At 60.4% G+C, this 12,914-nt stretch carries 11 protein-coding genes; 5 read left to right on the plus strand and 6 right to left on the minus strand.

Annotated features, from left to right (window positions below):
• Nucleotides 1-164 precede the first annotated feature (164 nt).
• From gshA to KGA85_RS03790, 3 genes are all read right to left on the minus strand, one after another.
• Complete coding sequence (gene gshA / locus KGA85_RS03780) at nt 165-1,748, minus strand: glutamate--cysteine ligase (RefSeq protein WP_223457362.1); 1,584 nt, start codon at nt 1,746-1,748, stop codon at nt 165-167.
• Nucleotides 1,749-2,068: 320 nt separating this feature from the next.
• On the minus strand, nt 2,069-2,452 hold the full coding sequence (locus KGA85_RS03785) for a PaaI family thioesterase (RefSeq protein WP_056726920.1): 384 nt from the start codon (nt 2,450-2,452) through the stop codon (nt 2,069-2,071).
• Complete coding sequence (locus tag KGA85_RS03790) at nt 2,452-4,776, minus strand: Tex family protein (RefSeq protein ID WP_223542921.1); 2,325 nt, start codon at nt 4,774-4,776, stop codon at nt 2,452-2,454. Before KGA85_RS03790 ends, KGA85_RS03785 begins: the two co-directional genes overlap by 1 nt.
• A gap of 361 nt (nt 4,777-5,137) precedes the next feature.
• Here KGA85_RS03790 and ompR point away from each other — a divergent pair, with 361 nt between their 5' ends.
• Together ompR and KGA85_RS03800 are read left to right on the plus strand one after the other, a co-directional pair.
• Nucleotides 5,138-5,878, plus strand: a complete 741-nt coding sequence (ompR, locus tag KGA85_RS03795; RefSeq protein ID WP_007972873.1) for a two-component system response regulator OmpR — start codon at nt 5,138-5,140, stop codon at nt 5,876-5,878.
• 115 nt (nt 5,879-5,993) lie between these two features.
• Nucleotides 5,994-7,307 (plus strand): ATP-binding protein, encoded by a 1,314-nt coding sequence (locus KGA85_RS03800; protein ID WP_223457366.1) that lies wholly within the window; start codon nt 5,994-5,996, stop codon nt 7,305-7,307.
• A 161-nt stretch (nt 7,308-7,468) separates the two neighbouring features.
• On the opposite strand, the gene rimK is transcribed toward KGA85_RS03800, so the two are convergent.
• Together rimK and KGA85_RS03810 are read right to left on the minus strand one after the other, a co-directional pair.
• Complete coding sequence (rimK, locus tag KGA85_RS03805; RefSeq protein ID WP_007972871.1) at nt 7,469-8,374, minus strand: 30S ribosomal protein S6--L-glutamate ligase; 906 nt, start codon at nt 8,372-8,374, stop codon at nt 7,469-7,471.
• Nucleotides 8,371-8,832 carry an ATP-dependent zinc protease gene (locus tag KGA85_RS03810; protein WP_191624865.1) on the minus strand — a complete coding sequence of 154 codons (462 nt, stop codon included), beginning with the start codon at nt 8,830-8,832 and terminating at the stop codon, nt 8,371-8,373. The genes rimK and KGA85_RS03810 overlap by 4 nt, the downstream gene beginning before the upstream one ends.
• Nucleotides 8,833-9,066: 234 nt before the next feature.
• Between KGA85_RS03810 and KGA85_RS03815 the strand changes: the two genes are divergently transcribed.
• The 3 genes from KGA85_RS03815 (at nt 9,067) to KGA85_RS03825 (ending at nt 12,462) form a co-directional block, all read left to right on the plus strand.
• Nucleotides 9,067-9,474 (plus strand): RNA-binding S4 domain-containing protein, encoded by a 408-nt coding sequence (locus KGA85_RS03815; protein WP_223457368.1) that lies wholly within the window; start codon nt 9,067-9,069, stop codon nt 9,472-9,474.
• A 363-nt stretch (nt 9,475-9,837) separates the two neighbouring features.
• Nucleotides 9,838-10,740, plus strand: a complete 903-nt coding sequence (gene hslO / locus KGA85_RS03820; RefSeq protein WP_095942248.1) for an Hsp33 family molecular chaperone HslO — start codon at nt 9,838-9,840, stop codon at nt 10,738-10,740.
• A gap of 180 nt (nt 10,741-10,920) precedes the next feature.
• Nucleotides 10,921-12,462, plus strand: coding sequence for a phosphoenolpyruvate carboxykinase (locus KGA85_RS03825; protein ID WP_223532851.1), 1,542 nt, complete (start codon nt 10,921-10,923; stop codon nt 12,460-12,462).
• Between the two features lie 96 nt (nt 12,463-12,558).
• Here KGA85_RS03825 and KGA85_RS03830 read toward each other — a convergent pair whose 3' ends face one another.
• The gene (locus KGA85_RS03830; protein ID WP_223532849.1) at nt 12,559-12,912 is read right to left on the minus strand and encodes a DUF1493 family protein; all 354 of its coding nucleotides are present in this window, start codon (nt 12,910-12,912) and stop codon (nt 12,559-12,561) included.
• Between the last annotated feature and the right edge of the window lie 2 nt (nt 12,913-12,914).

Raw genomic sequence — 12,914 nt, forward strand, 5'->3', positions numbered from 1 at the left:
CGAGGGGGCTTGTCGGAGCGCCGAACCGCCCCGTTCGGCTGCGAAGCAGTCGTAATGCAGGCAACTCGGTTTACCCGAAATACTGCGGTGTCGGTCTGATCTGGGACTGCTGCGCAGTCCAGCGGGGGCAAGCCCCCTCGCCACAGGGGACCTGTGTTTGACGGTTAGTTACTGATCGCCAGAATGCTCGCCTGATACGCCCCGACAAACACATCGAAATCACCGACTTCGTTCTGTTCCAGCTCAGCCTGCTGAGCCAGCGACGAACGCGCCCGCTCTTCAAATTTCGTCTGCTCCTCAGCCGGCAACGGCTCGCTGCGGAAGAACTCGGCATGGGCCTGGCTCTGGCGCAGGGAGAACTGGGCGAAGCTTTCCTTGTGTTCGGCCATCGCCGCCAATACCTGGGCCGACGGCGTCAGGGACGGGTCCTGGACCTTGGCCATCTGGGCGTCCAGCGCCTTGCTGTGGGCATCGACGCCATGGCTCTGGTCGAGCATCGTCGCCAGAGGAGCGATTTTTTCCAGCAGCTCGCCGGCCCATTCCTTCAGGTCAACCGGCTGGCCATCCCGTTGCAGTTGCAGGCCTGGGCGACGACCTTCCTTGACCACGCTGAGGAAGTTCGAGGTCGCGTTGCCGCAACTGGTGTTGGTCAGCAGCGGGCTGTCATTGAGCGCGCAGTACAGCAGGAACGCATCGAGGAAGCGCGACTCGGTAAGGTCGATGCCCATTGGCAGGAACGGGTTGATGTCCAGGCAGCGTACTTCGACGTACTGGATGCCACGGGCCACCAGCGCCTGGATAGGGCGCTCGCCGGTGTAGGTCACGCGTTTCGGGCGGATGTTGGAGTAGTACTCGTTTTCGATCTGCAGGATGTTGGTGTTGAGCTGAACCCACTCGCCATCCTGGTGGGTGCCGACTTCGACGTACGGCGCATACGGCGTAGCCACCGCTTTGCGCAGGCTGTCGGTGTAGCTGTTCAGATCGTTGTAGCACGGCGTCAGACCGGCCTGGGCGTTGCTCTGGTAACCCAGGTCGCTCATGCGCAGGCTGGTGGCGTACGGCAGGTACAGGGTATGCGGGTCCAGTTGTTCCAACTGGTGCGAACGACCGCGCAGGAAGCCGGCGTCCAGTGCGGGTGAAGCACCGAACAGGTACATCAGCAGCCAGCTGTAGCGGCGGAAGTTGCGGATCAGCGCGATGTAGGACGACGACTGGAAATCGCGGTCGGTGCCGACAAAGCCTTCGGCCTGCTTGAGCAACGGCCAGAGTTTTTCCGGCAGGGAAAAGTTGTAGTGGATGCCGGCAATGCATTGCATGGTCTTGCCGTAACGCAGGGCCAGGCCCTTGCGGTAGACGTACTTGAGCTGCCCGATATTGGACGTGCCGTAATAGGCGATCGGGATGTTTTCCTCGGCCGGCAACGGGCACGGCATCGATGGGCTCCACAGGTACTCGTTGCCGAGCTTGCTGTAGGCAAAGCGGTGAATGCTGTCCAGGCTCGCCAGCGTATCAGCAGGATCGGGCAGGGCCGGGGTGATGAACTCCAGCAGCGACTCGGAATAGTCGGTGGTGATCTGTTCATTGGTCAGCGCGGAACCCAATTCTTCCGGGTGCGGCGTTTGCGCCAGGCGACCTTCATCGGTCACGCGCAGGCATTCACGTTCGATGCCGTGAAGGCACTGTTCGAGCAGAGAGAGGTTAGCGCGCTCGCCGAGCAGAGCCAGGCGGCGGTTGAGAAGTTCGCTCAAGTTGGATTCCTTCACGCGTCAGTCGCCCCAATATGGGGGTGGGCAAGACGGTCTACAAGGGTGAAGTTAAAACTGGCGTTTTCGCCTGGTTTTGGAACTCGCCGCAATCGATGTGGGAGCGGACCTGTGGTGAGGGGGCTTGTCGGAACGCCGCATCGCCCCGTTGGGCTGCGAAGCAGCCCCAAAACCTCTGATGTTCCAAGATATTGTGAGTGCTACGCACTCAAACGGGGGCAAGCCCCCTCGCCACAGCCGCTCCCACAGGAAACTCCGACGCTGCGGTCACAACGCCGAAATTAACTCAAATCGATGACGAGTAGCTACAGGACAGCGAACGTGCCTTGTGCTTTTGCGACCAGTTTGTCGCCCTGCACCACATCGGCCTCGACCACCAATGTGCGCCGGCCCGGGTGGATCACCCGCGCCGTGCACATCACCTCGCCGTCAGAGACGGCGCGGATGTAGTTGATCTTGCACTCGATGGTCGCGCTCTGCTGGTCAAAGCCGTGGGTGCTGGAACAGGCCAGCCCCATGGCAATGTCCACCAGGCTGAACAAGGCCCCGCCGTGCAGCTTGCCACCGCGATTGCGCAGCTCCGGTTCCAGCGCCAGGGCGACTTGCGCCACCCCGGTTTCCAGACTGTGCAAGCGGCAGCCCAGTAGCTTGAAAAACGCGCTTTCGGTGAGCCCGGCGGGAATGTCCATCAGCGTTTCTTCAACTGCTTGGCATTGGCGAACAGCGAAGCCATGGCATTGTTGCTCGGTGCTGCCGCCGTGGTTTCCTTGCGCGGTGCGGTGTTCTGGGACTGGCGTGGCGCCGACCCCGGACGCGCACCGCGAGCGCCGTCGATTTTCTCGCCTGGGGTGTCGCTCATGCGCATCGACAGGCCCACGCGTTTGCGCGGGATGTCGACTTCCATGACCTTCACTTTCACCACGTCACCGGCCTTCACCGCTTCGCGAGGATCCTTGATGAACTTCTCCGAAAGTGCGGAGATGTGCACCAAACCGTCCTGATGCACGCCGATATCGACGAAGGCACCGAAGTTGGTCACGTTGGTCACCACGCCTTCGAGGATCATGCCCAGTTGCAGGTCCTTGAGGTCTTCGACGCCTTCCTGGAACTCGGCGGTCTTGAACTCGGGGCGCGGGTCGCGGCCGGGTTTTTCCAGTTCCTGAAGGATGTCGGTCACGGTTGGCAGACCGAAGGTTTCATCGGTGTACTTCTTCGGATCGAGACGCTTGAGGAACGCGGCATCGCCAATCAGCGAGCGGATGTCACGGTCGGTTTCGGCGGCGATGCGCTGAACCAGCGGATAGGCTTCCGGGTGAACCGCCGACGAGTCCAGCGGGTTTTCGCCGTTCATGACGCGCAGGAATCCGGCGGCCTGTTCGAAGGTTTTTTCACCCAAGCGCGCGACTTTTTTCAGCGCAGCGCGGGTCTTGAACGCGCCATGCTCGTCGCGGTGGCTGACGATGTTCTGCGCCAGGGTCGCGTTGAGGCCGGAGATCCGTGCCAGCAGCGCCACGGAAGCAGTGTTCACGTCGACGCCGACGGCGTTCACGCAGTCCTCGACCACCGCATCCAGGCCACGGGCCAGTTTCAGCTGCGACACGTCGTGCTGGTACTGGCCGACACCGATGGATTTCGGATCGATCTTCACCAGCTCAGCCAGAGGGTCTTGCAGGCGACGGGCAATCGATACGGCGCCACGGATCGACACGTCGAGGTCCGGGAATTCCTTGGAAGCCAGTTCCGATGCCGAGTAAACCGATGCGCCGGCCTCGGAAACCATGACCTTAGTCATCTTCATGGCCGGATATTTTTTGATCAGTTCAGCGGCCAGCTTGTCGGTCTCGCGGCTGGCGGTACCGTTGCCGATGGCGATCAGGTCCACCGAGTGCTTGGCGCACAGGGCGGCGAGCACGGCGAGGGTCTGGTCCCACTTGTTGTGTGGCACGTGCGGGTAAACCGTGGCGTGATCCAGCAGCTTGCCGGTGGAGTCGACCACGGCGACCTTGCAACCGGTGCGCAGGCCCGGGTCGAGGCCCAAAGTGGCGCGCGGGCCGGCCGGGGCCGACAGCAGCAGGTCGTGCAGGTTGTGGGCGAACACGTTGATCGCTTCGGTTTCCGCGCCATCGCGCAGCTCGCCCAGCAAATCAGTCTCCAGATGGGTGTAGAGCTTGACCTTCCAGGTCCAGCGCACCACTTCGCCCAGCCATTTGTCGGCGGCGCGGTTCTGGTTCTGGATGCCGAATTGCTGGCCGATCATGCCTTCGCACGGGTGCATGGTGCCCGGCAGTTCGTCGCCGACTTTCAGCGCGGAGCTGAGGATGCCTTCGTTGCGGCCACGGAAAATTGCCAGCGCGCGGTGCGACGGCATGCTTTTGAGTGGTTCGTCGTGTTCGAAGTAATCGCGGAACTTGGCGCCTTCCTCTTCCTTGCCGGCAATCACGCGGGCACTGAGGGTGGCTTCCTGCTTGAGGTAGTTGCGCAGCTTGTCCAAGAGGCCTGCGTCTTCGGCGAAGCGTTCCATCAGGATGTACTTGGCGCCTTCGAGGGCAGCCTTCACATCGGCCACGCCTTTTTCTGCGTCGATGAAACGTGCGGCTTCGGTTTCCGGGCTCAGGGACGGGTCGTTGAACAGGCCGTCGGCCAGCTCGCCGAGGCCGGCTTCCAGGGCGATCTGGCCCTTGGTGCGGCGCTTCTGCTTGTACGGCAGGTACAAGTCTTCGAGACGGGTCTTGGTGTCGGCGAGCTTGATGTCGCGTTCAAGTTGCGGGGTCAGCTTGCCCTGCTCCTGGATGCTGGCGAGGATGCTGATACGCCGTTCGTCGAGTTCTCGCAGGTAGCGCAGGCGCTCTTCCAGATGACGCAATTGCGTATCGTCGAGGCTGCCGGTCACTTCTTTCCGGTAACGGGCGATGAAGGGAACGGTAGAGCCTTCATCGAGTAGCGCGACGGCCGCTTCGACCTGTTGTGGGCGTACACCGAGTTCCTCGGCGATGCGGCTGTTGATGCTGTCCATAAAACCACCTGACAAATTGTGAAAGCAGGCTCGCAGGCGCAGAGATAGGGCCTCGGCGAGTCTGGTTGAGCGGCCTGGCCTGCGCCGCTACCTGGATCAAAAGGTATCCCGTTGACCCGTGAAATCGAACAATTACTGCCGACGCCATGAAAATAAATGGTGTCCGTCTGTAGTACCTGTCTGATGTTGCCTGACACAAAAGGCCGCGCATTATAACCAGCGTTACGGCATTCGGGGGCATCGCGGGTTGCCGGTGCAATGGCCGGTTTTCTGGCGGTATAGGAAAAATCTGCTAACAATGCACACGGTGCGTATAACGGCAGCTACGCCATAATGCGTGCCGAGATCAAAGGAGCATCCAATGAGCAGCACTGCACAAACTGCTGAAGGCGAAAAAATTCTTATCGTTGACGACGATCCGGGGCTCAGCAGCCTGCTGGAGCGTTTTTTCGTCAGCAAGGGCTACCGCGCCCGCGCCGTACCGAACACCGAGCAAATGGATCGCCTGCTGGCGCGCGAAGTGTTCAACCTGGTCGTCCTCGACCTGATGTTGCCCGGCGAAGACGGCCTGACTGCCTGCCGCCGCCTGCGCAACGCGAACAACCAGATTCCGATCATCATGCTCACCGCCAAGGGCGACGAACTGAGCCGCATCAAGGGCTTGGAACTGGGCGCCGACGATTACCTGGCCAAGCCGTTCAACCCGGATGAACTGATGGCTCGCGTCAAAGCGGTCCTGCGTCGCCAGTCAGCTCCGGTGCCGGGCGCGCCAGGCAGCGAAGACGAAAGCGTGACCTTCGGTGACTACGAATTGTCCCTGGCTACCCGCGAGCTCAAGCGCGGCGAAGAAGTACACATGCTCACCACCGGTGAGTTCGCTGTACTCAAGGCCCTGGTGATGAACGCGCGTCAACCGCTGACCCGTGACAAGTTGATGAACCTGGCCCGTGGCCGTGAGTGGGATGCCCTGGAGCGTTCCATCGATGTGCAGATTTCCCGTCTGCGCCGGATGATCGAGCCCGATCCGTCCAAACCGCGTTACATCCAGACTGTCTGGGGCGTGGGTTACGTGTTTGTACCGGATGGTACCGCCACCAAGTGATTGGTGATTTGTAGGAGCGGGTCATGCGGACAGCGGATCAATCGATCCTGTCCGCAGACTCGCGATCCGCAATATGCGAGCATCGCTCGCTCCTGCAAGTGTTTAACGGTTATCCATGAAAACCCCCGTTTGGTTCCCCCAGAGCTTCTTCTCCCGCACCCTTTGGCTGGTGCTCATCGTCGTACTCTTCTCCAAGGCACTGACCCTGGTTTATCTGCTGATGAACGAAGACGTGCTGGTGGACCGCCAGTACAGCCACGGTGTCGCCCTGACGCTGCGCGCCTATTGGGCTGCCGATGAAGAAAACCGCGGCAAGATCGCCGAGGCTGCGACCCTGATCCGGGTGGTGGGTGCCGGCGTGCCGGAAGGTGAACAGCACTGGCCTTACAGCGAGATCTACCAGCGGCAGATGCAGGCGGAGCTGGGTGCCGACACTGAAGTCCGGCTGCGCATGCATTCGCCACCGGCGCTGTGGGTCCGGGCGCCAAGCCTGGGCGATGGCTGGCTGAAAGTGCCGCTTTATCCCCATCCGTTGCGCGGCCAGAAAATCTGGAACGTGCTGGGCTGGTTCCTCGCTATTGGTCTGCTGTCCACCGCTTCGGCCTGGATCTTCGTCAGCCAGCTCAATCAACCTTTGAAGCGCCTGGTGTATGCCGCGCGGCAACTCGGCCAGGGCCGCAGCGTGCGCCTGCCGATCAGCGATACGCCGAGTGAAATGACCGAGGTTTACCGCGCCTTCAACCAGATGGCCGAAGACGTCGAACAGGCCGGTCGCGAGCGTGAACTGATGCTGGCCGGGGTGTCCCACGACTTGCGTACGCCGCTGACACGCTTGCGCCTGTCCCTGGAACTGATGGGCGATCGCACCGACCTGACTGACGACATGGTGCGTGACATCGAAGACATGGACGCGATTCTCGATCAGTTCCTGGCGTTCATTCGCGACGGGCGTGACGAGTCGGTGGAAGAGGTTGACCTGAGTGACCTGGTCCGTGAAGTTGCCGCGCCGTATAACCAGACCGAAGAAAAAGTGCGATTGCGTCTGGAACCTATCCAGCCGTTTCCATTGCGTCGTGTGTCGATGAAGCGGCTGCTGAACAACCTGATCGGCAACGCGCTGCATCATGCTGGCAACGGTGTGGAGGTGGCGGCGTATGTATCCGGGGACACCAGCGCACCGTATGTGGTGCTGAGTGTCATGGACCGTGGTGCCGGGATCGATCCGTCGGAGCTGGAGGCGATTTTCAACCCGTTCACCCGGGGTGATCGTGCCCGGGGAGGCAAAGGTACCGGATTAGGTCTGGCGATCGTGAAGCGGATTGCTTCGATGCATGGCGGCAACGTTGAGCTGCGTAACCGCTCGGGTGGTGGGCTGGAAGCGCGGGTGCGGTTGCCGTTGGGGTTGATGTTGCCGCGGGATGCCGTTTAGCAAACACAGAGGCCTTTGTGGCGAGGGAGCTTGCTCCCGTTCGGCTGCGCAGCAGCCGCAAAACCAGACAACCGTGTCTGAAGTACAAGAACACGATTGTGGGATTTGGGAGTCCTTCGGCCTCCAGCGGGAGCAAGCTCCCTCGCCACAGTTGATGAGCCTCAGCCCTTGCCCTTGGTCCGCGTCATATTCGGTCCACCATTCTTCTCCAAATGCTCAATGATGATCCCCGCCACATTCTTCCCGGTGGTGGTCTCAATCCCCTCAAGCCCCGGCGACGAGTTAACTTCCATCACCAACGGTCCGTGATTGGAGCGCAGGATGTCGACGCCTGCCACTGCCAGCCCCATGACCTTCGCCGCACGCAACGCTGTCATGCGTTCTTCCGGCGTGATCTTGATCAGGCTCGCGCTGCCACCGCGATGCAGGTTGGAGCGAAACTCGCCGGGCTTGGCCTGGCGCTTCATCGCTGCAATTACCTTGTCACCGACGACGAAGCAGCGAATGTCCGCACCACCGGCTTCCTTGATGTACTCCTGAACCATGATGTTCTGCTTGAGGCCCATGAACGCCTCGATCACCGATTCCGCGGCCGTGGCGGTTTCGCACAGCACCACGCCGATGCCCTGGGTGCCTTCCAGCACCTTGATCACCAACGGCGCGCCGTTGACCATTTCGATCAGGTCGGGAATGTCATCGGGGGAGTGGGCAAACCCGGTCACCGGCAAACCGATCCCGCGACGGGACAGCAATTGCAGCGAACGCAGCTTGTCCCGCGAACGGGCAATGGCCACCGATTCGTTGAGCGGAAATACCCCCATCATTTCGAACTGGCGCAGCACTGCGCAGCCATAAAAGGTCACGGATGCGCCGATCCGTGGAATCACCGCATCGAAGCCTTCCAGCGGTTTGCCGCGGTAGTGGATCTGCGGCTTGTGGCTGGCGATGTTCATGTAGGCGCGCAAGGTGTCGACCACCACCATTTCATGGCCACGCTCGGTACCGGCTTCGACCAGACGACGGGTGGAATACAGACGCGGATTCCGCGACAGCACAGCGATCTTCATGCAACACCTGTGGAGGAGGTAGATACCGGGAACACCGGCTTGTCTTGTACATACTTGATGCCCGGATTGACCACCAACTGGCCGTGGATCAGGGCTTTGGAGCCGAGTAGCAGGCGATAACGCATGGACTTGCGGCAGGCGAGCGTGAATTCGACCCGCCAGACCCGATCACCAAGGGCCAGGGTGGTGCTGATCACGTATCGCACCTGCGCGTGACCGTTTGAGCTTTTAATGGTTTTCCTCGTCACCAGCGGTGCTTCGCAGCGCCGGTGTCGCAACTGAACCACCGTGCCCAGGTGCGCCGTGAAACGCACCCACTGCTCACCGTCCCGGTCAAATGTCTCGATGTCGGTGGCATGCAGGCTGGAGGTGCTGGCGCCGGTGTCGATTTTTGCCCGAAGGCCGGCGACTCCCAAATCAGGGAGCGCCACCCACTCGCGCAGACCGACAACGGTCAAATGGTCAAATGTCTTCAAAATTGCTCAACCGGTAGAAACCGCAGTGGCCGCAGGCGGCCAAATTCGCGGTATTCACGCAGAATAATGGTTAAAAGGCGACAGATATCTACAGCCCGGATTTCCAGTCTCGCAAGGAGGTTATGGAATGTCAGCATTGTAGTCCGGGATGGAGTAATTCTTGGTACGACAGAAACGGTAGTACAGTTCACCAATATTTCAGAATGAGGAAATTCCATGGCACAAAAAAACGAAGAGGACGACAAAGTCCGCCTCGATAAATGGTTGTGGGCTGCACGATTCTACAAAACCCGCGCCTTGGCCAAGGCGGCGATTGAAAGCGGCAAGGTGCATTGCCGGGGCGAGCGTTGCAAGCCGGGTAAAGAGCCGCGGGTCGGCGATGAGTTTGTGATTCGCACCGGTTTCGAGGAGCGCACGGTGGTGGTTCAGGCGTTGTCGATCGTTCGCCGCGGCGCGCCGCAAGCGCAGACCTTGTATGCCGAAACCCTGGCCAGCATCGCCAAACGCGAAGAGGCCGCGGCGCAAAGAAAAGCCGGAGCCCTGGGTGTGAGCACCGACGGTAAGCCGAGCAAGAAACAGCGGCGGGATTTGTTCAAGTTTCGTGGCAGCAGTAACGACGACTAATACAGATATTTCTCGGGCGAGTGCCGCGTACTCACCCGGCCTCACCGCGTCTTAAGGCCAAGACTTGCAATTGACCCGGTGCGCATCCATATCTGTGCTTCGCCAGCAGTGCATCGCATGGACGATATCGCCGCTCGTCGAAAATCACACACAGTCTCTGACCTGTAGGCCATAACCACATTGCCAGCAGTGCAGGGCGGGAAACGACCCAAAACCCATCAGCGCTTTTTCCACCTTGCTTGGATCAGGCCCGGATTGTTCATAAAATGCCTTTCATGGCTGAACGTTGCGCATCCGAGGGGTGGCGCAGGGTAAATTTCTTGTTTCCTGTAACCTTTTTCACTAATTCAGATACCCAGACCTATGACCGATCACGCGGATAACGACTTCACCCAACGCTTCATCTTCGATGACAGCGACACCCGTGGCGAACTGGTCTCGTTGGAGCTCAGCTACGCCGAAGTCCTGGCCAAACACGCCTACCCGCAGCCGGTCGCGCAACTGCTCGGCGAGCTGATGGCGGCCGCATCGTTGCTGGTCGGCACGTTGAAGTTCGATGGCTTGCTGATTCTGCAGGCACGCTCCGAAGGCCCGATCCCGCTGCTGATGATCGAGTGCTCCAGCGAGCGCGACATCCGTGGCCTGGCCCGTTACGAGGCGGACCGCATCGCACCTGATGCTACCCTGGCTGACCTGATGCCGGACGGCTCGCTGACATTGACCGTCGACCCGAAACGGGGCCAACGCTACCAGGGCGTCGTCGATCTGGATGGCGAAACGTTGTCCGACTGCTTCACCAACTACTTCGTCATGTCCCAGCAGATTGGCACCCGCATCAAGCTCTGCGCCGATGGTCGTCGTGCCCGTGGCCTGTTGCTGCAACAACTGCCGGCCGACCGTTTGAAAGACGAAGACGAACGCGCCGCCAGCTGGCAGCACATCACCACCCTGGGCGGTACGCTGACCGCCGACGAGCTGTTGAGCCTGGACAACGAAACCGTGCTGCATCGCCTGTACCACGACGAGCAGGTGCGTCTGTTCGATGTGCAGAAGCTGCGCTTCCGTTGCAGCTGCTCGCGCGAACGTTCGGCCAATGCGCTGGTCAGTCTGGGTATGGAAGACGCGCAGCAATTGGTGGTCGAACACGGTGGCAACATCGAAATCGATTGCCAGTTCTGCAACCAGCGCTACCTGTTTGACGCGGCCGATGTCACTCAATTGTTCGCCGGCGCGGGTATCGAGACGCCGTCAGATACCCGTCACTAAAACGGTTCAGCGCAGGTAAATTCACTGCCTTGCGCCGGATTAACGCCGTTACGACAGGAGGGGTCTACTTTTTTTGGGCTTTTCTGGCATAATCCGGCCCACTTTTTCCGCGGTAGTAGTGCGCGACTTTCTACTACAAAAACGTTTGGAGCACTCGGCCACTGGCCGACGGGGAACCTCATGACGCAAGCCAACAATGCCGTGTACACCGATCTGAGTGTTGATGATCTGGTTAAAGAAGCCCTCAACCGCGGTGAAGGCGAGCTTGCCGATACCGGCGCACTGGTCGTTCGTACCGGTCACCGTACCGGCCGTTCGCCAGTCGATCGTTTCATCGTTGAAGAGCCAAGCACTCAGGCCGCCATCGCCTGGGGCCCGATCAACCGCAAGTTCCCGGCCGACAAGTTCGACGCCCTGTGGGCTCGCGTTGAGGCATTCAACAACGCGCAAGAGCATTTCGTTTCCCACGTGCATGTAGGTGCGGCTTCCGAGCACTACCTGGCCGTGAAGATGACCACCCAGACTGCCTGGCAGAACCTGTTCGGCCGTTGCCTGTTCATCAACCCGGCTCAGTACAACCCGGCGGGTCGTGACGAGTGGCAAGTGCTCAACGTTGCCAACTTCGAGTGCGTGCCAGAGCGTGACGGCACCAACTCCGACGGCTGCGTGATCCTCAACTTCGCACAGAAGAAAGTGCTGATCGCCGGCATGCGTTACGCCGGTGAAATGAAGAAAGCCATGTTCTCGGTGCAGAACTTCCTGCTGCCGGCTGCCGACGTACTGCCAATGCACTGCGCCGCCAACATCGGCGAAGAAGGCGACGTGACCCTGTTCTTCGGTCTGTCCGGCACTGGTAAAACCACCCTGTCGGCCGACGAAAGCCGTTACCTGATCGGTGACGACGAACACGGCTGGGGCGAAGGCGTTGTGTTCAACATCGAAGGCGGTTGCTATGCCAAGTGCATCGACCTGTCCGAGAAGAACGAGCCGGTTATCTGGAAAGCCATCAAGCACGGCGCGGTATTGGAAAACGTCGTTATCGACGATGCCAAGCACGCCGACTACGCCGATGTCAGCCTGACCCAGAACAGCCGCGCCGCCTACCCGCTGGAGCACGTTGCCAAGCGCTCCGAGAAGAACCTCGGTGGCGAGCCGAACGCTGTGATCTTCCTGACCTGCGACCTGACCGGCGTGCTGCCGCCAGTGTCGATCCTCAACGAAGAACAAGCGGCTTACCACTTCCTGTCCGGTTACACCGCTCTGGTCGGTTCGACCGAAATGGGTTCGGGCAGCGGCATCAAGTCGACCTTCTCCACCTGCTTCGGCGCACCGTTCTTCCCGCGTCCGGCCGGCGAATACGCTGAGCTGCTGATCAAGCGCATCCGCGGCTTCGGCTCCAAGGTCTACCTGGTCAACACCGGCTGGACCGGCGGTGGCTACGGCGTCGGCAAACGCTTCAACATCCCGACCACCCGTGCCGTGATCGCAGCGATCCAGAGCGGCGCGCTGATCGGTACCGAGACCGAGCACCTGGACACCATCAACCTCGACGTGCCAGTGGCCGTACCGGGCGTTGAGACTGACCTGCTGAACCCACGCAACACCTGGGCCGACAAAGCCGCCTACGACGAAGCCGCCAAAGCACTGGCCGGCCTGTTCATCGAGAACTTCAAGAAGTTCGAAGTGAGCGACGCGATCAAGGCTGCTGGTCCAAAGCTGTAAGCGTTGGATTGAGCTAACGAAGAAGCCGCCCCTCGGGGCGGCTTTTTTGTGCGCAAAATTCAGTTTTTCGCGGGCAAGTCAGAATGCGCCGGGCCGTTACAGGCCTTCGAGCTCATCCGTGTCCCAGCGTTGGGCCTTGATGGCCCGGTAGAGCATGCCGATGGTCAATGGCACCTTCTCGCCGCGACCCTTGGCTTTTCGCTTCAGATTCACGTCAAAGCCGTCGGGCTGGAAATAGCGATAGCTGTCGAAATCCACGAAATCGATGGCGAAGTGGTCTTCCAGGGTTTCGATCAAATGCCGGGCGTCTGCACCGTTGCAGTCCAGGTCGAAATTGATCGAGGTGCTGAGGCTGATGGTTTTGCGTTCGGGGAAGCCGAGTTCTTCATGCAGCAGTTGCATGAGTTGCTGCATCAAGTGGTCGTCGGGGAGGTTGGGGGCGAGGTTCATTG

The organism is Pseudomonas sp. GL-B-12, from assembly GCF_019955895.1.
GTDB lineage: Bacteria > Pseudomonadota > Gammaproteobacteria > Pseudomonadales > Pseudomonadaceae > Aquipseudomonas.